The organism is Pantoea agglomerans, assembly GCF_021397715.1.
Lineage (GTDB): Bacteria > Pseudomonadota > Gammaproteobacteria > Enterobacterales > Enterobacteriaceae > Pantoea > Pantoea astica.
Genome location: NZ_CP090207.1, coordinates 3,786,301 through 3,807,203 on the forward strand (window position 1 = coordinate 3,786,301; position 20,903 = coordinate 3,807,203).

At 54.7% G+C, this 20,903-nt stretch carries 25 protein-coding genes; 13 read left to right on the top strand and 12 right to left on the bottom strand.

What is annotated here, in order from left to right:
• Nucleotides 1-51 precede the first annotated feature (51 nt).
• From cgtA to rplU, 3 genes are all read right to left on the bottom strand, one after another.
• The gene (gene cgtA, locus LZU96_RS18015; RefSeq protein ID WP_233985474.1) at nt 52-1,224 is read right to left on the bottom strand and encodes an Obg family GTPase CgtA; all 1,173 of its coding nucleotides are present in this window, start codon (nt 1,222-1,224) and stop codon (nt 52-54) included.
• A gap of 242 nt (nt 1,225-1,466) precedes the next feature.
• On the bottom strand, nt 1,467-1,724 hold the full coding sequence (gene rpmA / locus LZU96_RS18020; RefSeq protein ID WP_031375434.1) for a 50S ribosomal protein L27: 258 nt from the start codon (nt 1,722-1,724) through the stop codon (nt 1,467-1,469).
• Nucleotides 1,725-1,739: 15 nt separating this feature from the next.
• A complete protein-coding gene (gene rplU, locus LZU96_RS18025; protein ID WP_031375435.1) occupies nt 1,740-2,051 on the bottom strand; it encodes a 50S ribosomal protein L21 in 312 nt (103 codons plus the stop codon).
• A gap of 256 nt (nt 2,052-2,307) precedes the next feature.
• Here rplU and ispB point away from each other — a divergent pair, with 256 nt between their 5' ends.
• Both ispB and LZU96_RS18035 read left to right on the top strand, forming a co-directional pair.
• A complete protein-coding gene (ispB, locus tag LZU96_RS18030) occupies nt 2,308-3,279 on the top strand; it encodes an octaprenyl diphosphate synthase (RefSeq protein WP_233985475.1) in 972 nt (323 codons plus the stop codon).
• Nucleotides 3,280-3,519: 240 nt separating this feature from the next.
• Nucleotides 3,520-3,813, top strand: coding sequence for a helix-turn-helix domain-containing protein (locus LZU96_RS18035; RefSeq protein WP_233985476.1), 294 nt, complete (start codon nt 3,520-3,522; stop codon nt 3,811-3,813).
• A 67-nt stretch (nt 3,814-3,880) separates the two neighbouring features.
• Here the strand turns inward: LZU96_RS18035 and murA are convergent, their stop codons facing one another.
• From murA to mlaF, 7 genes are all read right to left on the bottom strand, one after another.
• A complete protein-coding gene (murA, locus tag LZU96_RS18040; RefSeq protein ID WP_233985477.1) occupies nt 3,881-5,143 on the bottom strand; it encodes a UDP-N-acetylglucosamine 1-carboxyvinyltransferase in 1,263 nt (420 codons plus the stop codon).
• A 67-nt stretch (nt 5,144-5,210) separates the two neighbouring features.
• On the bottom strand, nt 5,211-5,468 hold the full coding sequence (ibaG, locus tag LZU96_RS18045; protein ID WP_010251880.1) for a BolA family iron metabolism protein IbaG: 258 nt from the start codon (nt 5,466-5,468) through the stop codon (nt 5,211-5,213).
• A 113-nt stretch (nt 5,469-5,581) separates the two neighbouring features.
• Nucleotides 5,582-5,887: a lipid asymmetry maintenance protein MlaB gene (gene mlaB, locus LZU96_RS18050; RefSeq protein ID WP_233985478.1), complete on the bottom strand. Its 306-nt coding sequence runs from the start codon at nt 5,885-5,887 to the stop codon at nt 5,582-5,584.
• Nucleotides 5,887-6,522, bottom strand: coding sequence for a phospholipid-binding protein MlaC (gene mlaC / locus LZU96_RS18055; RefSeq protein WP_233985479.1), 636 nt, complete (start codon nt 6,520-6,522; stop codon nt 5,887-5,889). The genes mlaB and mlaC overlap by 1 nt, the downstream gene beginning before the upstream one ends.
• A 15-nt stretch (nt 6,523-6,537) precedes the next feature.
• Entirely contained in the window at nt 6,538-7,083 is a 546-nt protein-coding gene (gene mlaD / locus LZU96_RS18060) for an outer membrane lipid asymmetry maintenance protein MlaD (protein ID WP_233985480.1), read from the bottom strand.
• Nucleotides 7,084-7,087: 4 nt separating this feature from the next.
• Nucleotides 7,088-7,870 (bottom strand): lipid asymmetry maintenance ABC transporter permease subunit MlaE, encoded by a 783-nt coding sequence (gene mlaE / locus LZU96_RS18065; RefSeq protein WP_233985481.1) that lies wholly within the window; start codon nt 7,868-7,870, stop codon nt 7,088-7,090.
• A 4-nt stretch (nt 7,871-7,874) separates the two neighbouring features.
• Nucleotides 7,875-8,690, bottom strand: coding sequence for a phospholipid ABC transporter ATP-binding protein MlaF (gene mlaF, locus LZU96_RS18070; RefSeq protein ID WP_233985482.1), 816 nt, complete (start codon nt 8,688-8,690; stop codon nt 7,875-7,877).
• Between the two features lie 227 nt (nt 8,691-8,917).
• On the opposite strand from mlaF, the gene LZU96_RS18075 reads away from it, so the two are divergent.
• The 11 genes from LZU96_RS18075 (at nt 8,918) to npr (ending at nt 16,894) form a co-directional block, all read left to right on the top strand.
• Nucleotides 8,918-9,898: a calcium/sodium antiporter gene (locus LZU96_RS18075; protein WP_233985483.1), complete on the top strand. Its 981-nt coding sequence runs from the start codon at nt 8,918-8,920 to the stop codon at nt 9,896-9,898.
• Between the two features lie 16 nt (nt 9,899-9,914).
• On the top strand, nt 9,915-10,898 hold the full coding sequence (gene kdsD, locus LZU96_RS18080) for an arabinose-5-phosphate isomerase KdsD (protein ID WP_233985484.1): 984 nt from the start codon (nt 9,915-9,917) through the stop codon (nt 10,896-10,898).
• A gap of 13 nt (nt 10,899-10,911) precedes the next feature.
• Nucleotides 10,912-11,478: a 3-deoxy-manno-octulosonate-8-phosphatase KdsC gene (kdsC, locus tag LZU96_RS18085; protein WP_233985485.1), complete on the top strand. Its 567-nt coding sequence runs from the start codon at nt 10,912-10,914 to the stop codon at nt 11,476-11,478.
• Nucleotides 11,475-12,044 carry an LPS export ABC transporter periplasmic protein LptC gene (gene lptC / locus LZU96_RS18090; RefSeq protein WP_233985486.1) on the top strand — a complete coding sequence of 190 codons (570 nt, stop codon included), beginning with the start codon at nt 11,475-11,477 and terminating at the stop codon, nt 12,042-12,044. The genes kdsC and lptC overlap by 4 nt, the downstream gene beginning before the upstream one ends.
• Nucleotides 12,019-12,570: a lipopolysaccharide ABC transporter substrate-binding protein LptA gene (gene lptA / locus LZU96_RS18095; protein ID WP_233985487.1), complete on the top strand. Its 552-nt coding sequence runs from the start codon at nt 12,019-12,021 to the stop codon at nt 12,568-12,570. Before lptC ends, lptA begins: the two co-directional genes overlap by 26 nt.
• Nucleotides 12,571-12,575: 5 nt before the next feature.
• Complete coding sequence (gene lptB / locus LZU96_RS18100; RefSeq protein WP_031375449.1) at nt 12,576-13,301, top strand: LPS export ABC transporter ATP-binding protein; 726 nt, start codon at nt 12,576-12,578, stop codon at nt 13,299-13,301.
• 48 nt (nt 13,302-13,349) lie between these two features.
• On the top strand, nt 13,350-14,783 hold the full coding sequence (gene rpoN / locus LZU96_RS18105; RefSeq protein ID WP_233985488.1) for an RNA polymerase factor sigma-54: 1,434 nt from the start codon (nt 13,350-13,352) through the stop codon (nt 14,781-14,783).
• Nucleotides 14,784-14,804: 21 nt separating this feature from the next.
• On the top strand, nt 14,805-15,092 hold the full coding sequence (hpf, locus tag LZU96_RS18110) for a ribosome hibernation promoting factor (protein WP_031375450.1): 288 nt from the start codon (nt 14,805-14,807) through the stop codon (nt 15,090-15,092).
• A 151-nt stretch (nt 15,093-15,243) separates the two neighbouring features.
• Nucleotides 15,244-15,723 carry a PTS IIA-like nitrogen regulatory protein PtsN gene (gene ptsN / locus LZU96_RS18115; RefSeq protein WP_031375451.1) on the top strand — a complete coding sequence of 160 codons (480 nt, stop codon included), beginning with the start codon at nt 15,244-15,246 and terminating at the stop codon, nt 15,721-15,723.
• 47 nt (nt 15,724-15,770) lie between these two features.
• Complete coding sequence (gene rapZ, locus LZU96_RS18120; protein ID WP_094122240.1) at nt 15,771-16,625, top strand: RNase adapter RapZ; 855 nt, start codon at nt 15,771-15,773, stop codon at nt 16,623-16,625.
• Nucleotides 16,622-16,894, top strand: a complete 273-nt coding sequence (gene npr, locus LZU96_RS18125) for a PTS phosphocarrier protein NPr (protein WP_094122239.1) — start codon at nt 16,622-16,624, stop codon at nt 16,892-16,894. The genes rapZ and npr overlap by 4 nt, the downstream gene beginning before the upstream one ends.
• Before the next feature lie 3 nt (nt 16,895-16,897).
• Here the strand turns inward: npr and mtgA are convergent, their stop codons facing one another.
• Nucleotides 16,898-17,617 (bottom strand): monofunctional biosynthetic peptidoglycan transglycosylase, encoded by a 720-nt coding sequence (mtgA, locus tag LZU96_RS18130; RefSeq protein ID WP_233985489.1) that lies wholly within the window; start codon nt 17,615-17,617, stop codon nt 16,898-16,900.
• Between the two features lie 870 nt (nt 17,618-18,487).
• Nucleotides 18,488-20,839, bottom strand: a complete 2,352-nt coding sequence (gene arcB / locus LZU96_RS18135; protein WP_233985490.1) for an aerobic respiration two-component sensor histidine kinase ArcB — start codon at nt 20,837-20,839, stop codon at nt 18,488-18,490.
• Nucleotides 20,840-20,903: the final 64 nt, after the last annotated feature.

Here is a 20,903-nt window from a genome sequence, read left to right on the forward strand (position 1 = left end):
CGAAAAGGGAGCATCACGCATCAGCTATTGTCTGCTGATGCGCACAGAGGGTTAGCGCTGATAAATGATTTCGACGCCTTCGTCGTCTTCATCATCCCACTCCTCATCCCACTCTTCATCTTCCACTTCAACCGCGTTTTCAATGGCTTCTTTGTGGTAATCGTCCCACATGAACTCCACTTTCTCCGGCTGTTTCTCTTCGAGCTCGGCTTCTTTAGGATTCGCGTTGATGAAGCTCATCACGTCCCAGCAGAGTTCGTTGACGCCGGTACGGCTGGCGGCAGAGATCAGGTAATACTTCCCTTCCCAGCCCAGCGCATCAGCAACGGCTTTAGCACGCGACTGCGCCTCTTCTTCACTGATCAGATCAATTTTGTTGAACACCAGCCAGCGTGGCTTGTTGAACAGCTTCTCGCTGTACTTTTCCAGCTCGCCGAGAATGATGCGGGCATTTTCAACCGGATCGCTTTCATCAATCGGGTCGATGTCGATCAGGTGCAGTAATACGCGGCAGCGCTCAAGGTGCTTCAGGAAGCGAATACCGAGGCCTGCGCCATCAGCTGCGCCTTCGATCAGGCCAGGGATATCGGCCACCACGAAGCTCTGCTCACTGTCCATACGCACCACGCCCAGGCTTGGTACCAGGGTGGTAAACGGATAGTCTGCCACTTTCGGTTTGGCTGCCGAGACGGCGCGGATAAAGGTCGATTTACCGGCGTTTGGCAAGCCCAGCATACCGACGTCAGCCAGCAGCATCAGCTCCAGTTGCAGGTCGCGTTTTTCACCGGGCGTACCCATGGTTTTCTGACGCGGACTACGGTTAACCGACGATTTGAAACGGGTGTTGCCCAGGCCATGCCAGCCGCCCTTGCCGACCATCAGTTTCTGGCCGTGACGCGTCATGTCGCCTAAGGTCTCACCGGTACCCTGGTCGATAACCCGGGTGCCAACCGGCACTTTCACCACAATGTCTTTACCGCGTTTGCCGGTACAGTCACGGCTCTGGCCGTTCTGTCCACGCTCGGCGCGGAAGGATTTCTCGAAACGATAATCGATCAGGGTGTTTAGGTTTTCGTCAGCGATCAGATAAACGTCACCACCGTCACCGCCATCACCGCCGTCCGGGCCGCCCTTCGGGATATATTTTTCGCGGCGGAAGCTAACGCAACCATTACCGCCATCACCGGCGACGACCAATATTGTCGCTTCATCAACAAACTTCATTTTCTATCTCCGTCACACAATCGTCTGCAGCACTCTGCAAACGGGTCCGCCAGGGTCTTCTGCGCTGACCAGCGGCGGATAAATCAGGATTGGCTTTCGCCAGTGCGTACATAAAGTGTACAGCAAACTTTTGTGATGCGTCGCCTTTACGGCAACCGAGCGCAGAATGTAAAAAGCCCCGCAGCAGTTGCGGGGCCTTTAATTCGTGCGTTCAGACGTTAAACGTCTGCGTCACGACAACCTTACTCAGCAACGATGCTGATGTATTTACGGTTGTTCGGACCTTTAATTTCGAATTTTACTTTGCCGTCTGCGGTAGCAAACAGGGTGTGGTCACGACCACAACCTACGTTGTTACCGGCGTGGAATTTGGTGCCACGCTGACGAACGATGATGCTACCTGCCAGAACAGATTCGCCACCGAAACGTTTTACACCCAGACGTTTTGCGTTGGAGTCACGACCATTTCGAGTCGAACCACCAGCCTTTTTATGTGCCATTTGTCAGATCTCCTCTTAGGCAGTGATGCCAGTGATTTTCACATCAGTGAACCACTGACGGTGGCCCTGCTGCTTACGGTAGTGTTTACGACGACGAAACTTAACGATCTTAATTTTCTCGCCACGACCATGAGCAACAACTTCCGCCTTGATCATACCGCCTGAAACCAGTGGCGCGCCGATTTTCACGTCTTCGCCATTGGCAATCATCAGAACCTGGTCAAACTCAATGGTTTCACCGGTTGCGATGTCCAGCTTTTCCAGGCGAACGGTCTGACCTTCGCTTACTCGGTGTTGTTTACCACCACTTTGGAAAACCGCGTACATATAAAACTCCGCTTCTGCGCTTGCCTTTTAGTTCATCAGGCGGCGCGCTAAATATTCACAATAGGGCGCGAATTCTACGCAAAACTCCAGGAGAAGACAAGAGCACTTTGCACTCTCTTGCAGAAAAAAAACACAGGCTGAACGCAAACGTTCCTCAACCAGAAAATTCAAGTACAATCAGTAACAGATTACCTGAACGCTGGCTGGGTAAAAGCACTTACCATGGCAGAGAAACGAGTCATAGCTGAAAAGACGAATGAACTTAGAACAGATTAATGAATTAACCGCACAGGATATGGCTGCCGTTAACCAGACCATCCTCGACCAGCTGAATTCAGATGTCTCGCTCATCAACCAGTTGGGCTATTACATCATCAGTGGTGGGGGCAAGCGTATCCGCCCCATGATCGCCGTGCTTTCCGCACGCGCCATGGGTTACAAGGGCGATCTGCACGTCACCAATGCGGCGCTAATCGAATTTATCCATACCGCCACGCTGTTGCATGACGATGTGGTGGATGAATCCGATATGCGTCGTGGCAAAGCGACCGCCAATGCGGCGTTCGGCAATGCGGCGAGCGTGCTGGTCGGTGATTTTATTTATACCCGTGCTTTCCAGATGATGACCAGCATGGGCTCATTGCGCATTCTGGCGCTGATGTCGGAAGCGGTGAACGTGATCGCGGAAGGCGAAGTCCTGCAGCTGATGAACGTGAACGATCCGGACATCACCGAAGAGAGCTACATGCGGGTAATTTACAGTAAAACCGCGCGCCTGTTCGAAGCCGCCTCACAGGCCTCTGCGATTCTGGCTGAGGCGACGCCTGAAGAAGAGAAAGCGCTGCAGGATTATGGGCGCTATCTGGGCACGGCTTTCCAGTTAATTGACGATTTACTGGATTACAGCGCCGACGGTGAAACGCTGGGTAAGAATACCGGCGATGACCTGAGCGAAGGGAAACCGACGCTGCCGCTGCTGCATGCCATGCAGCATGGCTCGCCCGATCAGGCAAAGATGATCAGAGAAGCGATTGAACAAGGCAATGGCCGGCATCTGCTGGAACCGGTGCTGGAAGCAATGAATCAGTGTGGTTCGCTGGAATGGACGCGCAAGCGCGCGGAACAGGAAGCGGATAAAGCGATTGCAGCCCTGAAAATTCTGCCGGAAACGCCGTGGCGCAGCGCGCTGGAATCACTGGCGCATATGTCTGTTCAGCGCGATTTTTAACCCCTGACGGAGCCAGCTCTGGCTCCGTTTTGTTTATCTGCCTCACTTCCTTCTCCCCTGTTTCTGTTGTTGCATCGCTTTTGCGTGGGTTCACGCAGATCTGGATTAAGATCCAAATTTTACTGGAAACATACGGAACCTATTTGCTATAAAAACCGTCAACTTTCCAGATAATACTGAAAAAAGGAAAGTCAGCGCCCGCCTGGGTGACGCAATAACAAGGACAAGGAGAACAGGTTTATGCAGAAAAGGATTGAGGACTGGCATCCCGCCGATATTATCGCCGCCTTGCACAAACGCGGTACCACGCTGGCCGCTCTGTCACGGGCGGCAGGCCTGAGTTCATCAACGCTGGCGAATGCACTGTCGCGGCCCTGGCCCAAAGGTGAATGGCTGATCGCGGAGGCGATCAAGGTACATCCTTCGGAGATCTGGCCCAGCCGCTACTACGATCCCGATACACACTGCCTGCTGGATCGTAAGCAGCGGATTCGATCCTCGCTCGATCAACCCGATGACCACAACGATCTCTAGCCTTCACCCGGCAAAAAAAAACCAGCCCTGTTATGGGGCTGGCTCTTTTCCGGACCGTTCAGCAGACTTACTCTTCGCCGCTGACGCGCTCAATATTGGCGCCCATCGCTTTCAGTTTATCTTCGATGTGTTCGTAGCCACGATCGATATGATAAATACGATCGACCAGCGTGGTGCCTTCCGCGATGCAACCCGCCAGTACCAGGCTGGCAGAGGCGCGTAAATCGGTTGCCATCACCTGGGCGCCAGACAGCGTTTCTACGCCGTGGCAGATTGCGGTATTGCTCTCGATTTCCGCGTGCGCACCCATACGAATTAATTCCGGGATGTGCATAAAGCGGTTTTCAAAGATGGTTTCAGTGATCAGGCCAGTACCTTCCGCGACCAGGTTAAGCAGCGTGAACTGCGCCTGCATATCGGTTGGGAAACCCGGATGCGGTGCGGTGCGGACATTGACCGCTTTCGGTCGCTTGCCGTGCATATCCAGGCTGATCCAGTCTTCACCGGTTTCGATATCTGCACCGGCATCACGCAGCTTGGCCAGTACGGCATCCAGCGTATCGGGCTGCGTTTTGTGACAGACCACTTTGCCACCTGAAATGGCTGCCGCCACCAGGAAGGTGCCGGTTTCAATACGGTCCGGCAGCACACGGTAAACCCCACCGCCCAGACGCTCAACGCCTTCGATGGTAATTTTATCGGTGCCTGCGCCGCTGATTTTCGCGCCGAGGGTATTCAGGAAGTTGGCGGTATCGACAATTTCTGGCTCACGGGCAGCATTCTCAATCACCGTGGTACCGGTCGCCAGGGTCGCAGCGCTCATGATCGTCACGGTCGCACCGACGCTGATTTTATCCATCACGATCAGCGCGCCTTTCAGACGGCCATTGACGGAGGCTTTAACATAGCCCTCTTCCAGCTTGATCTCAGCGCCCAGTTGCTCAAGGCCGGTAATATGCAGATCGACCGGACGCGCGCCAATCGCACAGCCACCCGGCAGAGAAACCTGACCCTGACCAAAACGCGCCACCAGCGGACCCAGCGCCCAGATCGAAGCACGCATGGTTTTGACCAGATCGTAAGGGGCACAGAAGACATCCACCGCGCTGGCATCGACATGCACAGAACCGTTACGCTCCACCTTCGCACCCAGCTGGCTCAGCAGCTTCATGGTGGTATCGATATCGCGCAGCTTGGGCACATTCTGGATCTCGACCGGCTCTTCAGCCAGCAGGGCAGCAAACAGAATAGGCAGCGCGGCGTTCTTCGCCCCGGAAATGGTTACTTCACCACTTAAGCGGGTGGGGCCTTGCACACGAAATTTGTCCATTAACACGGCTCTCAATTAACTAGCTAAAGGTCGGACTCGCGCACGGCGAGTTCACCAGGCTGACGGATCAGAAACCGTTGAGTTTACGGTCACGCGCCCATTCAGCGGGAGTATAGGTTTTGATGGAGACAGCATGAATGCGGTTATCCGCGATGAATTCCATCAGCGGCGCGTAAACAGCCTGCTGCTTCTTAACGCGGCTCAGCTCACCAAACAGTTCGCCTACGGCGATCACCTGAAAATGGCTGCCATCATTGCTCATCACATGCACTTCATCTAAAGGCAATGCTGCCATCAGCACGGCCTGAATTTCACTGTTTTCCATTGCGCTTAACTTCACCTGATAATAATAAGGGGGACATCTTAGAGGAAAGCGGCTGACTCTTAAATACGCAAAAGCCCCTGTGTAAAACAGGGGCTTAGCATAACAACCGGAAATCAGGCGCTTTTATCCGCAGAAACAATAATCTGTTGCAGATTGTAAAGGGTAATCAGCGACTGCAGTTTGTCGCTGATACCGGCAAACCTTGGGGTAATGCCCTGCGCCCGGGCGATTTCACGCAGATGCACCAGCAGGGCTAATCCGGAAGAGTCGACCCGCTCCAGCGCCGCGACGTCAATAATATCCACGTCTTTGATCAGCGTGTCACGCTGCTGCCACAGGCTCAGCAGCGTATCGCGGTCCAGCTCACCTTTCAGTGACAGTGTGCTGGCTTCACGCTGCCAGCTTAACGATTCGCGCATTATTGCTGTTTATCCAGCGTGATCGGCTGCGCGGCGGAGGATTTCAGCTGCGCCGTCAGGCCGTCGATCCCTTTAGTGCGTAACAGATCGCTCCACTCATTTTGTTTGGTGGTGATCATGCTGACGCCTTCGGCGATCATGTCATACGCCTGCCAGTTGCCGCTCTGGCTGTTCTTACGCCACTGAAAATCGAGGCGAACCGGCGGACGGCCATTCGGATCGATAATTGAGACGCGAATCGCGATAATTTTCGCATCGCCTAGCGGCTGCTCAGGCTGAATCTGATAGGTCTGACCGTGATAGAGCGCCAGGGCCTGGCCGTAAGCCTGTGCCAGATAGTCACCGAACGCGCTGAAATAGGCTTCGCGCTGCGCAGGTGTTGAGTCACGGTAGTAGCGTCCCAGCACCAGAGCACCGGCATATTTAATCTGCACATACGGCAGCAGTTCCTGACGCACAATCTCACGCAGGTAATTCGGGTCCTGCTTGATTTTCGGCTGCTCATTTTTAAGACGGGTAAAGGTCTTCTGCGCCGCTTCGTTCATCAGTTTGTAGGGATTGCTCTGATCGGCCGCATTCGCCGTCAATGGCACTGCCACGACCAGCATGGCAATCATCAGTAAACGTTTAAACATATATACCCTCTTGTTTTAAGGTTGAGCCGGTGCCGCAGGGGCAGCGTTGCTGTCCTCCTGCGCATCCTTACTGTCATTATTCTGTTTATTATCGCCGCTCTTGTAGAGGAACTGACCAATCAGGTCTTCCAGTACCATCGCCGACTTGGTATCACGTAAGGTGTCGCCATCTTTCAGCATTGCCGATCCCAGCTCGGGATCGTCAAAACCTAAGTTTAGCGCCAGAAATTGTTCGCCCAGCAATCCCTGGGTGCGGATCGCCAGCGAACTGGTGTCTGAAATCTTATTGGCGTACTGATCGCTGATCTCCATAGTGACGCGTGGCAGCAGCGTTTTTGGCTCCAGCTCAATGTCGGTCACCCGGCCAATCACCACGCCGCCAATTTTTACCGGCGAACTGGCTTTCAGGCCGCCAATATTGTCAAAGGTGGCGTAGAGCTTCCACGTCGGTTCCGTGCCCATCGACTTCAAATCGGCGACGCGCAGCGCGAGAAACAGCGCTGCCAGTAACGCCATAATCATGAAAATGCCAACCCAGATTTCGCTTTTTTTGCTTTGCATTGCATCAGTTCCCAAACATCAGTGCTGTCAGCACAAAATCCAATCCGAGCACCGCCAGTGACGCGTGCACCACGGTACGCGTCGTCGCGCGACTGATCCCTTCAGAAGTTGGAATCGCATCGTAGCCGTTAAACAGCGCAATCCACGTTACGGTAACGGCAAATACCGCGCTTTTAATCAGGCAGTTCACTACATCGGAACGAAAATCAACGGCATTCTGCATCGCCGACCAGAAGAAACCGGGATCGATCCCTTTCCAGCTCACGCCGACCAGCGCTCCGCCAGCGATACCCACCGCGGTAAAAATCAGCGCCAGCAACGGCATGCTGATAAACCCCGCCCAGAAGCGCGGCGATACCACCCGGCGTAACGGGTCAACCGCCATCATCTCCATGCTGGAGAGCTGTTCGGTCGCTTTCATCAGGCCGATTTCGGCGGTCAGTGCGGAGCCTGCCCGTCCGGCGAACAACAGCGCGGTCACTACCGGCCCCAGTTCGCGCAGCAACGACAGCGCCACCAGCATACCCAGACTGGTTTCAGCCCCGTAAGTGGTTAAGACCAGATACCCCTGAAGGCCAAGCACCATGCCGATAAACAGACCGGAAACCACGATGATCAGCAGCGACAGCACGCCGACGCTATACAGTTGTTTAATCAGTAGCGGCGTGTGTCTGCGGAACGCTGGTTTGCCGACCAGCGCATGAAACAGCATGAGTCCTGCGCGTCCAAAACTGGCGCACGTTTCAATTCCCTGACGACCTAATGCCGCCAGCGCCTTCAACACCATCAGTTTAGTTACTCCCTGAGCCGGTTAAATCCGCGAGATAGTCGCCGGCAGGAAAACGGAATGGAACCGGACCATCCGCTTCTCCATCAATAAACTGGCGGACACGCGGATCGTTGTTTTCTCGCAGTTCCGGCGTGGTGCCGTGTGCGATAATTTTCTGTCCGGCCACGATATAGGCGTAGTCCGCAATACTTAATACTTCCGGTACGTCGTGCGACACCACAATACAGGTCAGCCCCAGCGCGTGGTTAAGTTCATCAATCAGTTTAACCAGCACGCCCATGGTAATCGGGTCCTGTCCGACAAAGGGTTCGTCGAACATAATCAGTTCTGGTTCCAGTGCTATAGCGCGTGCCAGCGCCACGCGACGCGCCATCCCGCCCGACAGCTCAGCCGGTTTCAGCTGCGCCGCGCCGCGCAGGCCGACCGCTTCCAGCTTCATTAATACCGTGCTGTGCAGTAACGGGGCTGGCAGTTGGGTGTGTTCACGCAGCGGCCAGGCAACATTTTCATACACCGTTAAGTCAGTAAACAGCGCGCCAGACTGGAACAGCATGCTCATTTTTTTACGCGCTTCATACAACTTAGCGCGTGATAGTGACGGGATGTTTTCGCCACGAAAAAAGATTTCGCCGCGGGTCGGCTGAAGCTGACCCCCAATCAAGCGTAGCAGAGTGGTTTTGCCGATCCCGGAGGGTCCCATTATCGCCGTCACCTTGCCTTTCGGTACGGTCAGCGAAATGTCATCGAAGATTTGGCGATCTCCGCGCGCGAAACTCACGCCACGAACCTCAACCAGATTCGTCTGCTGCTGGATCATTATTACCTCTTGTAAGGATCGGGCGTAAACATGGGTTACGATGGTAGCCTGTTCGGTCCTGATTCACGATAGCTTTACAGAAACTTATCGGTAAGATTTGGCGAAAACGGCCATTAAATTTACTTTTGCCTTTCAGACGGTCAAAATCAGCGCCTGATTCATCGCACAGAACCTGAAACCCGTCAGATAAGGCGTGCCGGCCTGGGGTTTTTACGCAAGGATTTTTCATGTTCGTAGCTTCTGCACTGCTGATTATCGGTTTGCTTTTACTGGCTTATGGTGCCGATCGTCTGGTGTTTAGCGCCTCGATACTCTGTCGATCATTTGGCATTCCGCCGTTAATCATCGGTATGACGGTGGTCAGCATCGGCACGTCGCTGCCCGAGATGATCCTCTCCTTCTCCGCCGCGCAGCATGGCCAGATGGATCTTGCTGTCGGCACCGCACTCGGCTCGAATATTACCAACATTTTACTGATTCTGGGTGCCGCTGCGTTAATGCATCCGCTCAGCGTACACTCAAACCTGATTCGCCGGGAACTGCCATTAATGCTACTGGTGACGCTGCTCAGTGGTTTTATGCTGTTTGATAATCAGCTTAGCCGACTGGATGGCATCGGGTTGATCGCCATCGCCGCCATTTATCTGATGGTGGTGATCCGCATCGCGCGCAAAGCGGAACGGGATAACAACGATACCCTGACCCGTGAACAGCTGGCGGAACTGCCGCGCGATGAAGGCGGTAATACGGTGGCCTTCCTCTGGCTGGCGGTCGCACTGATTATCCTGCCGATGTCGACGCGGATGGTGATCGACAACGCCACGGTGTTTGCCGACTATTTTGGCGTCAGCGAGCTGGTGATGGGCCTGACGCTGATTGCGGTTGGCACCAGTCTGCCCGAACTGGCGACGGTGATTGCCGGCGCGCTGAAGGGCGAAGATGATATCGCGATCGGTAACCTGATCGGCGCCAACATTTATAATATTGCTATCGTACTGGGCCTGCCGGCGCTGATGCACCCTGGCAGCATCGACTACCACGCTTTCGCCCGCGATTACTGGGTGATGCTGGGCGTCAGCGCCCTGTTCGCCCTGCTCTGCCTGTTACGCCGCCGACGCGTGGGTCGCCGGGCAGGCGCACTTTTACTCTGTGGTTTCTTCGTCTGGGTGACGCTGCTGTGGATGCAGCCCGCGTTGATGGACGGCTAACAAGGACAGACTGACCATGTCATATCAGCAACCGGCAGTTTTTGATTTCCAGCGCGCAGGCAAAGCGGTATTGCGCATTGAGCGTGAAGGCCTTGAGCAGCTCGATCAGTACATTAACGACGATTTTACCCGCGCCTGTAGCCTGATCTATGGCTGCAAAGGGAAAGTGGTGGTGATGGGGATGGGCAAGTCAGGACACATCGGTAAAAAAATGGCGGCCACCTTTGCCAGTACCGGTACGCCAGCCTTTTTCGTCCATCCGGCTGAAGCCAGCCACGGCGATCTCGGTATGGTAAGCCAGAATGATGTGGTGATCGCCATCTCCAACAGCGGCGAGTCGAATGAAATTCTCGCGTTGATTCCGGTGCTGAAGCGGCAGAAGATCACGCTGATCTGCATGACTGGCCGGCCTGAAAGCGCGATGGGTCGGGCGGCCGATGTCCACTTGTGCGTCAGCGTCCCGCAGGAAGCCTGCCCGCTCGGCCTGGCACCCACCAGCAGCACCACCGCCACGCTGGTGATGGGTGATGCGCTGGCCGTTTCGCTGCTGGAAGCGCGCGGTTTTACCGCCGAAGATTTTGCGCTCTCGCATCCCGGCGGCGCGCTGGGGCGTAAACTGCTGCTGCATGTCGCCGATATCATGCACAGCGGCGATGAACTGCCTCACGTCACTCGTGACGCGTCGCTACGCGATGCCCTGCTGGAAATTACCCGCAAAAACCTCGGACTGACGGTCATCGTCGATGATCTGATGAAGATTGAAGGCATTTTTACCGATGGTGACCTGCGCCGCATCTTCGATATGGGTATCGATTTCCAGCACGCTACCATTGGCGAAGTGATGACGCCTGGCGGCATTCGGGTGCGACCTAATATGCTGGCGGTTGAAGCGCTGAACCTGATGCAAACCAAAAACATTACCTCGATCCTGGTCGCCGATGACGACCATCTGCTCGGTGTGGTACATATGCATGACATGCTACGCGCTGGCGTGGTCTGAACAGGAAATGAAAATGCAACAGGCAACTCCCCCGATTGATACCTGCTACGGACCGGTCAGCGCCGAGGTCATGGCCCGCGCCAGCCAGATTCGTCTGCTGATTTGCGACGTCGATGGCGTGATGTCCGACGGGGTGATTTACATGGGCAATAACGGTGAAGAGCTGAAAGCCTTTAATGTGCGGGACGGCTACGGCATACGTTGCCTGCTGACCTCCGATGTGGAAGTGGCTATTATTACAGGCCGTAATGCGCGTCTGATGGAAGATCGCTGTAAAACGCTCGGCATTCGTCATCTTTATCAGGGACAATCGGATAAGCTTTTGGCCTATGGCGAACTTCTGGATAAACTGTCTCTTTCCGATCGGCAGGTCGCCTATATCGGTGATGACCTGATCGACTGGCCGGTGATGGCAAAAGTGGGATTAAGCGTGGCGGTGGCGGATGCACATCCGGTGCTGTTGCCGCGTGCGCACTACGTGACGCGCATTGCTGGCGGACGCGGCGCGGTGCGTGAACTGTGCGATCTTATCTTAATGTCGCAGAACAAATTTGAGGATGCCAAAGGGCAATCAGTATGAGTAAAAGCAGGCGTTGGATGACGCTGATTCTGACCTTGATTGCACTGGTTTTAATCGGCTGGAATCTTACCAATCAGGATGAGAGTACGCCGGTTGCCACCGATGATCAGGCACCGACCTATACCAGTGCGGATTCACACACCGTGGTCTACAACCCACAGGGTGCGCTGTCGTATAAGTTGATCTCCGATAAAGTGACCTATTTTTCGGATCAGGAGATCAGCTGGTTTGATAATCCGGTCATGACGACTTACGACGAAAATAAAGTGCCGACCTGGAAACTCCGTGCGGACAAAGCAAAGCTCACTAAAGATCGTATGCTCTATCTGTATGGTCATGTTGAACTGAACACGCTGACGCAGGATTCTCAGCTTGAACGGGTCAAAACCGACAATGCCCAGATCAATCTTGTCACTCAGGATGTAACTTCTGACGACCAGGTGACGTTATATGGCCGTAGTTTTAACTCCACCGGCATGAAAATGCGCGGCAATTTACGGACAAAAAACGCCGAGTTAATCGAAAAGGTCAAAACTTCTTATGAAATTCAAAATGAACAAAAATAGCCTCAGGTTTTTACTGGCCAGCATGCTGCTGGCGAGCAGCGTACCTGCGCTGGCCCTGACCGGTGACTCGGATAAGCCCGTCAATATTGACTCACAGAACCAGGCGCTGGATCTGCAGGGCAATGTCGCGACCTTTACCGGCAACGTTATCGTCACCCAGGGTTCGATCAAAATCACCGCTGATAAAGTGGTCGTGACCCGTCCGGGCGGCGACAGCAAGAAAACCATCGTCGATGCCTACGGCAATCCGGCTACCTTTTACCAGATGCAGGACAGCGGCAAACCCGTTCAGGGCCACGCGGCAAAACTGCATTATGAACTGGCTAACGACTTTGTAGAGCTGACCGGCAACGCCTTCATTGAGCAGCAGGACAGCAACATCAAAGGCGATCGCATTACCTATCTGGTGAAAGAGCAGAAAATGCAGGCGTACAGCCAGGGCCAGAACAAGCGCGTCACTACAGTGCTGGTGCCATCGCAACTGCAGGATAAAGGTTCGTCCAACAGCGGAAAGAAGAGTAACTGATAGCTATGGCCACATTAATCGCAGAAAACCTGGCGAAGGCATATAAAGGCCGTCGCGTGGTAGAAGATGTCAGTCTGCAGGTAAAGTCCGGCGAGATTGTCGGCCTGCTGGGCCCGAACGGCGCCGGTAAAACCACCACTTTTTACATGGTGGTCGGTATTGTGCCGCGCGACGCAGGCCGCATTATTATTGATGATGAAGATATCAGTATCCTGCCGCTGCACGCCCGCGCGCGCCGCGGTATCGGCTATCTGCCGCAGGAGGCCTCGATTTTCCGTCGCCTCAGCGTCTACGATAACCTGATGGCGGTCCTGCAAATCCGTGACGATCTCACTGAAGAGCAGCGTCAGGATCGCGCCAACGAACTGATGGAAGAGTTTCACATCGAGCACCTGCGCGACAGCATGGGCCAGGCGCTATCCGGCGGTGAACGCCGCCGGGTCGAGATCGCCCGCGCGCTGGCTGCGAACCCCAAATTTATCCTGCTGGATGAGCCGTTTGCCGGTGTTGACCCGATCTCGGTCATCGACATCAAGAAAATCATCGAGCACCTGCGTGACAGCGGTCTGGGCGTATTGATCACCGACCATAACGTGCGCGAAACCTTAGCGGTGTGCGAACGGGCTTATATCGTGAGTCAGGGTCACCTGATCGCGCACGGCACGCCGAATGAAATTCTGGCAGATGAGCAGGTTAAGCGGGTTTATTTGGGTGAAGAGTTCAGACTCTGATAAGGTGTCGTAAATACTGATGTTTACCTGGGAACTACCATCCTGTCTATGAAGCAAGGTTTGCAACTCAGGCTCAGCCAACAGCTGGCGATGACACCGCAGTTGCAGCAGGCGATTCGCCTGCTGCAACTCTCTACGCTTGAACTCCAGCAGGAGTTACAGCTGGCACTGGAAAGTAATCCGCTGCTTGAACAGACCGATCTGCATGAAGAAATCGACTCTCGTGAGGCTCAGGAAGGCGAAGCGCTGGATACCCGTGAAGCGCTTGAGCAGAAAGAGATGCCTGATGAGCTGCCGCTGGATGCGACCTGGGATGAGATTTACACTGCCGGCACGCCGTCAGGCACCGGTACCGATTACCAGGATGATGAATTACCGGTTTATCAGGGTGAGACGACCCAGTCACTGCAGGATTACCTGATGTGGCAGGTTGAACTGACGCCGTTCAGCGATACCGACCGCGCCATTGCCACCTCGATCGTGGATGCGATCGATGACACCGGATACCTCACCGTTTCGCTTGAAGAGATTCTCGACAGCATCGGCAACGATGAGCTTGAGGCCGATGAAGTTGAAGCGGTGCTGAAACGCATCCAGCGCTTTGATCCGATTGGCGTTGGCGCACGCGATCTGCGTGACTGCCTGCTGGTTCAGCTGTCGCAATATGCGCCCGAAACGCCGATGCTGGCGGAAGCCCGGCTAATCGTCAGTGAACATCTGGATCTGCTGGCTAACCACGATTTTCGCAGCCTGATGCGGGTTACGCGCCTTAAAGAAGAGGTGCTGAAAGAGGCGATGCTGTTAATTCAGTCGCTGGACCCGCGTCCCGGTCAGTCGATTAATACCGGCGAACCGGAATATGTCATTCCCGACGTGCTGGTGCGTAAAGTCGGCAACCGCTGGACGGTTGAGCTTAACGCCGACAGCGTTCCGCGCCTGAAAATCAATCAGCAGTATGCCGCCATGAGCGGGGCGACGCGCAACGACAGCGACAGCCAGTTCATTCGCAGTAACCTGCAGGAAGCGCGCTGGCTGATTAAAAGCCTGGAAAGCCGCAACGACACACTGCTGAAGGTGACGCGCTGTATCGTCGAGCAGCAGCAGGCGTTTTTTGAGCAGGGCGAAGAGTACATGCGCCCGATGGTGCTGGCTGATATCGCACAGGCGGTAGAGATGCACGAGTCGACCATTTCCCGCGTGACCACGCAAAAGTATCTGCACAGTCCGCGTGGCATTTTTGAACTGAAGTACTTTTTCTCCAGTCATGTGAATACTGAAGGTGGCGGCGAAGCCTCATCGACGGCGATTCGCGCGCTGGTGAAAAAATTAATCTCGGCGGAAAATCCAGCCAAACCCTTGAGCGACAGTAAACTCACCTCCATGTTATCTGATCAAGGGATCATGGTGGCACGTCGTACCGTCGCCAAATACCGCGAGTCTTTATCCATCCCGCCATCGAACCAGCGTAAACAGCTGGTTTGACAGAAATGAGAAGGAAGACCTATGCAGCTGAACCTTACCGGGCAAAATGTTGAAATCACCGCACCACTGCGCGATTTCGTCAGCGGTAAATTTGCCAAACTGGAACACTATTTCGAACATATCAATCAGGTCTATATTGTCCTGAAGGTCGAGAAGGTCACGCAGGTGGCCGACGCAACGCTTCACATCAACGGTGGCGAGCTGCACGCCACGTCGGAAGCGGAAGATATGTATGCGGCCATCGATGGGCTAATCGACAAGCTTGCCCGTCAGCTGACCAAACACAAAGACAAACTGAAAAAACACTAACCTTCACGCTCGCTAAGCGCGCTCTGCGTGCAGAGCCGACAGTATGGGGCGGATATCCGCCCCGTTTTGTCATCTAAGCAAGCGCCATTCGCTCTCAGCATCATGACAGGCTGAGGGTTAATGACCAGGTTAACTCGCAAGTGAAACGATAATGAACAACGATCTAACACTGGAATTGAGCACAGTGCTTTCGCCCGACTGCACCCGCAGCGGCGTCCACTGCCAGAGCAAAAAACGCGCGCTGGAAATTATCAGCGAACTGGCCGCTAAGCAGCTCAACCTGCCGCACCAGACGCTTTTCGAAGCGATCCTCACCCGTGAGCGCATGGGCAGTACCGGCATTGGCAACGGCATTGCCATTCCGCACGGTAAGCTGGAAGAGGATACGCTGCGCGCTGTCGGGGTGTTTATCAGCCTTGAGCAGCCGATAGCGTTTGATGCCGTTGATAATCAGCCGGTCGATCTGTTGTTTGCCCTGCTGGTGCCGGCTGACCAGTGCAAAACTCACCTGCACACCCTTTCACTGGTGGCGAAGCGTCTGGCGGATAAAACCGTCTGCCGCCGTCTGCGCGCCGCGCAGAGTGATGAAGAGCTTTATGCCATTATCACAGAAGGCCAGTCAGAGCAGTAACGCGTCTTTACCGGCTGCGAGCCGGTTTTAAAACGGGAGAGAAGGTCATGGTGCTGATGATCGTGAGCGGTCGGTCAGGCTCGGGGAAGTCAGTGGCGCTGCGCGCGCTGGAAGATATGGGTTTTTACTGCGTCGATAACCTGCCGGTGGTGCTGTTGCCCGAGTTAGCGAACTCGCTGGCGGAACGCAACATCTCGGCAGCGGTGAGTATCGATGTCCGCAACATGCCTGAATCCCCTGAAGTTTTTGAAACCGCGCTGAATAATCTGCCCGACACATTTTCGCCTCAGCTGCTGTTTCTTGATGCCGATCGTAATACCCTGATTCGCCGCTACAGCGATACCCGCCGTCTGCATCCGCTCTCCAGTAAAAACTTATCGCTGGAAAGTGCCATTGATGAAGAGAGCGATCTGCTGGAGCCGCTGCGTTCGCGTGCTGACCTGATCATTGATACCTCAGAGATGTCGGTGCACGAACTGGCGGAGATGCTGCGAACCCGACTGCTGGGCAAGCGTGAACGCGAGCTGACGATGGTGTTTGAGTCGTTTGGCTTCAAGCACGGTATCCCGATTGATGCCGATTATGTGTTTGACGTGCGCTTTCTGCCGAACCCGCACTGGGACCCTAAGCTGCGCCCGATGACGGGCCTCGATCGGCCGGTTGCCGCCTTTCTCGATCGCCATACCGAGGTGCATAACTTCATTTACCAGACCCGCAGTTATCTGGAACTGTGGCTACCGATGCTGGAAACCAACAACCGCAGTTACCTTACTGTCGCTATCGGCTGTACCGGCGGGAAACATCGTTCGGTCTACATTGCCGAGCAGCTGGCGGACTACTTCCGTTCACGCGGCAAGAATGTCCAGTCACGCCACCGTACGTTGGAAAAGCGTAAATCATGACCGTCAGACAAACCGTTGAAATCAAAAATAAGCTGGGCATGCATGCCCGGCCAGCCATGAAATTGTTTGAACTGGTGCAGAGCTTTGATGCTGAAGTGCTGCTGCGCAACGAAGCCGGCACCGAAGCGGAAGCCAGCAGCGTGATTGCGCTGCTGATGCTCGATTCGGCACAGGGCGGACATATTGAAATCGAAGCCAGCGGACCGGAAGAGATCCCGGCGCTGGCTGCGGTTATTGAGCTGTTTGAAGCGGGCTTTGATGAAGATTAAGGCTTAATCCAGCCGGTTACGCTGCAGGAAGCCCTCGCCGCCCAGCTGGCGCATCTGACGCAAAATCCACTGCTGGCGCTGCCGTACGTAGCCCGACGGCGCCGCCGCACGGAAACGGATAGGATTAGGCAGCACCGCCGCCAGCAACGCCGCTTCAGCGGCCGTCAGCCGACTGGCTGGCTTGTGGAAATAGCGCTGTGACGCTGCCTCCACGCCAAACACCCCTGGCCCGAACTCGGCGATATTCAGATAGACGGTTAAAATACGTCGCTTGGTCCAGACCGTCTCAATGCCCACCGTCAGGCCCGCCTCCAGCCCTTTACGAATCCAGCTGCGTCCATCCCACAGAAACAGATTTTTAGCCGTTTGCTGCGACAGGGTTGAGGCACCACGCATCCGGCTATCACTGTTATCCAGTACCGACTCAATCGCCGCGACATCAAAACCCCAGTGAGTCGGGAATTTTTGATCTTCAGAAGCAATCACCGCTAATCCCATCCAGGGAGAAATATCATCGTGCCCGACCCAGTCCGAATGGGCCACATAGCTGAAGTCTCCGCGCAACCAGGCGCCCAGCTGACGCTCAACCATCACTGCCGAGAACGGCACTGGCAAAAATGAAAACAGCAAAATGCCCGCCAGCCAAATCCCCAGCCACGCCAGAATGAGTCGGATAGCAATCCGCTTAATACGTTGCCCGACGCTTCCTTTATGCTTACTCATGCAATCTTCCCATACTTGTTTCAGGCGTTAATCAATTACTCGCGTAATCAGTGCGTAGTAAAACCATTTATCGCCGTTTTCGGTGAAAATGGCCGTGCGGTTTCCAGACTTCGGGCCGCTATTTTGCATTAAAAAGCTGCAACAGATCGAAATAGTTCAAGCACTTCCGTAAAAAAGGAATCGGTTCCATTCCTCAGCATTGCTTAGCACCTTTCCAGATAAACGCTTATTAATTGGTGATAAGCATTAATTTGAATCATTTGCCATGCTTAACTATCCTGTTTTTCTGGCTTCGATATTTTTCATTGATTGCCTACGATTATTCGCATAATGCATCAATTTTTCGCCACTACCTCCCGGCTGGCATGGCTGAGTTGCTTAACTTATGACCCGCCCTGACGGTCGGGGATGGCGGTCAGCAGCCTGAAGAAGCGAAATCTTTTTTTCCTTTCCAAAACGTTTTGGATAAATCGCGCCATTTTGCACCCCTGCCGAGTAATATCAGCGCGTTAGCAGTGCAGATCCGCCTGAGAGAGCGGCGGCTTCGCCTGACCCCTTCCCCCGGTCTGCCGCTGCCGTCCGGGCGCGTTAAAAGCGCGCAAAAAGCGGGAGAACTGATTAAAATTACCGCAATGCAACGCAGAAAATGATTCCTTACTTGACTGTGTTGCCAAATTAATGTTTTCTGTATTTAAACGCTGCTCAACATCACACATTTTAATGAATCTTGTAACACGTTAAGATGAATTTGCTAAGGTGATGGCAGAGTTAACCAATACCATGCGGCTGCATTTATTACTCAAAGCATAGCAGCCGCTACTTTTTCCCTGGTGTTGGCGCAGTATTCGCGCACCCCGGCCTCGGCTGGGGTCATTTTTTTCTGGCGGATGAAACTTCCTGTTCCGCTACCCAGTCGCGCAGCACCTGCACATCATGTCGCCACTCCTGCTTCAGCTCATCAATCCATTCGACGACGTTATCCCACCAGGCTGGCAGTTCCGGGCTCTGGATCTGTTTTGCCAGCAGTTGCAGATGCTGTAACCCCACCGATCCCGCCGCGCCTTTGATTTTGTGACCCTCTTCAGCGATGCCTTTCTGGTCGCGCGCCATCAGATTAGATTCCAGCACCTCAAGGTAACCCGGCATCATCTTTTCAAACATCGTCAGGCTTTGGGTAATCAGGCTCGGCCCGACCAGTTCGAGATACTGTTCCAGCATCGGGATATCCAGCAGCATCTGACTGTTATCCGCCTCGTCGAGGGCTGTCTCATCCTCCGGCTCCGCCTGGTAGTCCCAGAACTTTTTGATCATCGCCGTCAGCGCCGGCACGGCCAGCGGTTTGCTGAGCACATCATCCATTCCGGCATCGAAATACTCTTTTTTGTCCTTCAGCACGTTGGCGGTCAGCGCCACCAGCGGCGGCAGATGCACACCCTGATGCTGCTGGCGAATCGCCCGCGACACATCCAGCCCGGTCATGTCGGGTAGCTGAATATCCAGCAGCACCAGATCAAACTCCAGCGGGTCAAACATCGCCAGCGCGTCGCTGCCGGTCATCGCCACCTCTACGCTGCAGCCCAGCTTCTCCAGCACCGAGCGCGCCACAATGACGTTCAGTTCAATATCTTCGACCAGCAGAACGTGCAGCGCCGGTAAAGGCAGGCTGTCGTCTACGCCTTCATCTTCGACCTCTTCCGCAATGCGTGGTGCTTTAACCTCTACGGTGAAGCATGAGCCCTGCCCCGGCGCACTTTGCACCCGGATATCGCCGCCCATCGCCTGTGCCAGCCGGCGTGATACCGCCAGACCAATACCGGTGCCGGTCGCCGGTTTGCCGCCGTGCTGATCCTTGACCTGGTAATACATGGCGAAAATCTTGTCCTGCTCCTCCTGGCGGATACCCATGCCGGAATCCTGTACCTCAAAGCGCAGCATCTCATCCTGCCCATACGCCACCCGCACCACGATCTCGCCCTGCTGGGTAAACTTCACGGCGTTGCCAATCAGGTTCCACAGGATCTGTCGCAGTCGGGTGCCGTCGGTGGAGATCATGTGCGGCAGCGGCAGCGCCGGCGCGAGCACAAACTTCAGCCCTTTTGGTTGCGCCAGCAGCCCGGACAGGTTCTCTAAATCGGCGAGGAAACTGGTGAAGTCGAGCGGCTGATTGTCCAGCTGCACTTTACGCCGCTCAATTTTGTCGACCTCAATCACGTCATTGAAGATGTTGCCCAGCGTGATGGCCGAAACATGAATGGTTTTCAGGTACTTCAGCTGTTCCTGATTCAGATCGGTATCGAGCAGAATGCGGCTCAGCCCGACTATGCCGTTAAGCGGCGTACGCAGCTCGTGGCTGATGGTTGAGATAAAGGTGGTCTTTTCCCGGCTGGCGTTCTCTAACGCGTCCTGGTAGCGCTTACGCTCGGTAATATCGCGGCCAAACCCCATCAGTCCACTGCGTTTGCCAACGCGGTCGTAATAAGGCACTTTGCGGATCTCAAAACAGGCTTTGCGCCCGTCAGGGTATTGCAGCCACTGTTCATAAGTCAGCGAGACGTTATGACGGAACACTTTCTCATCGGTTTCCAGCACTTTGGTGGCCGCTTCATCATCGTAGATATCACGCGGCGTCAGGCCAATCAGCTGCTTTTCGCTTTTGCCGGTCAGCAGTTCCATCGCGCGGTTACAGCCCGAGAACTGCTTGTCGATGTTGCGATAGAAGACCAGATCCGGCGAGGCATCGAGGAATGAGCGCAGAAAAGAGGATTGCTGCTCCAGCTCTATCTGTGCCTGTTCGCGCCGCGTCACTTCCTCGCGCAGCTTGTCCATCACCTGTTCACGCGCCTGCTCCGCCTTTTTACGGTCGGTAATCTCCTGATTGAGCTGCGTGATGGTCTCTTTCATCTGCTGATTCAGTTCCAGGTCGCGGGTACGCATCTCTTCCAGCTTGTCCACCAGCCGCGCCAGCCGCTGTCGCGACTCTTCCAGTTGATCGACCACCACCGACAGGAAATAGACCGCCCACGGCGTTATCAGCAGCCCGAAGAACACCGATCGCACCATATCGATGCTCTCGACGTGGCCGCGCAGCACCATGGTGACTGCCATCTGGACAATCATCGCCAGCACCACCAGTGCCGAGGCCAGCAGCAGCGAGAACCGCACCAGGCCGAGCTTCACCATCAAATCAACGTAATATTGCGCCAACAGCCGAATTTGTTTCATAAAAACTCCCTGGAAGAGAAACAGGCTCATGATAGCGTAATTCGGGCTGCGCCGTCGCAGCCGC

Excerpts from the sequence above, each read along its gene's own strand:
- LZU96_RS18075 (WP_233985483.1), top strand. The coding sequence starts at position 8,918 with ATGTTCGTAGCTTCTGCACTGCTGATTATCGGTTTGCTTTTACTGGCT.
- lptB (WP_031375449.1), top strand. The coding sequence starts at position 12,576 with ATGGCCACATTAATCGCAGAAAACCTGGCGAAGGCATATAAAGGCCGT.
- cgtA (WP_233985474.1), bottom strand. The coding sequence starts at position 1,224 with ATGAAGTTTGTTGATGAAGCGACAATATTGGTCGTCGCCGGTGATGGC.
- rpmA (WP_031375434.1), bottom strand. The coding sequence starts at position 1,724 with ATGGCACATAAAAAGGCTGGTGGTTCGACTCGAAATGGTCGTGACTCC.
- ispB (WP_233985475.1), top strand. The coding sequence starts at position 2,308 with ATGAACTTAGAACAGATTAATGAATTAACCGCACAGGATATGGCTGCC.
- ibaG (WP_010251880.1), bottom strand. The coding sequence starts at position 5,468 with ATGGAAAACAGTGAAATTCAGGCCGTGCTGATGGCAGCATTGCCTTTA.
- LZU96_RS18035 (WP_233985476.1), top strand. The coding sequence starts at position 3,520 with ATGCAGAAAAGGATTGAGGACTGGCATCCCGCCGATATTATCGCCGCC.
- arcB (WP_233985490.1), bottom strand. The coding sequence starts at position 20,839 with ATGAAACAAATTCGGCTGTTGGCGCAATATTACGTTGATTTGATGGTG.
- lptC (WP_233985486.1), top strand. The coding sequence starts at position 11,475 with ATGAGTAAAAGCAGGCGTTGGATGACGCTGATTCTGACCTTGATTGCA.
- hpf (WP_031375450.1), top strand. The coding sequence starts at position 14,805 with ATGCAGCTGAACCTTACCGGGCAAAATGTTGAAATCACCGCACCACTG.
- ptsN (WP_031375451.1), top strand. The coding sequence starts at position 15,244 with ATGAACAACGATCTAACACTGGAATTGAGCACAGTGCTTTCGCCCGAC.
- npr (WP_094122239.1), top strand. The coding sequence starts at position 16,622 with ATGACCGTCAGACAAACCGTTGAAATCAAAAATAAGCTGGGCATGCAT.
- mlaB (WP_233985478.1), bottom strand. The coding sequence starts at position 5,887 with ATGCGCGAATCGTTAAGCTGGCAGCGTGAAGCCAGCACACTGTCACTG.
- lptA (WP_233985487.1), top strand. The coding sequence starts at position 12,019 with ATGAAATTCAAAATGAACAAAAATAGCCTCAGGTTTTTACTGGCCAGC.
- rapZ (WP_094122240.1), top strand. The coding sequence starts at position 15,771 with ATGGTGCTGATGATCGTGAGCGGTCGGTCAGGCTCGGGGAAGTCAGTG.
- rplU (WP_031375435.1), bottom strand. The coding sequence starts at position 2,051 with ATGTACGCGGTTTTCCAAAGTGGTGGTAAACAACACCGAGTAAGCGAA.
- mlaC (WP_233985479.1), bottom strand. The coding sequence starts at position 6,522 with ATGTTTAAACGTTTACTGATGATTGCCATGCTGGTCGTGGCAGTGCCA.
- rpoN (WP_233985488.1), top strand. The coding sequence starts at position 13,350 with ATGAAGCAAGGTTTGCAACTCAGGCTCAGCCAACAGCTGGCGATGACA.
- kdsC (WP_233985485.1), top strand. The coding sequence starts at position 10,912 with ATGCAACAGGCAACTCCCCCGATTGATACCTGCTACGGACCGGTCAGC.
- kdsD (WP_233985484.1), top strand. The coding sequence starts at position 9,915 with ATGTCATATCAGCAACCGGCAGTTTTTGATTTCCAGCGCGCAGGCAAA.
- mlaE (WP_233985481.1), bottom strand. The coding sequence starts at position 7,870 with ATGGTGTTGAAGGCGCTGGCGGCATTAGGTCGTCAGGGAATTGAAACG.
- mlaF (WP_233985482.1), bottom strand. The coding sequence starts at position 8,690 with ATGATCCAGCAGCAGACGAATCTGGTTGAGGTTCGTGGCGTGAGTTTC.
- mlaD (WP_233985480.1), bottom strand. The coding sequence starts at position 7,083 with ATGCAAAGCAAAAAAAGCGAAATCTGGGTTGGCATTTTCATGATTATG.
- murA (WP_233985477.1), bottom strand. The coding sequence starts at position 5,143 with ATGGACAAATTTCGTGTGCAAGGCCCCACCCGCTTAAGTGGTGAAGTA.
- mtgA (WP_233985489.1), bottom strand. The coding sequence starts at position 17,617 with ATGAGTAAGCATAAAGGAAGCGTCGGGCAACGTATTAAGCGGATTGCT.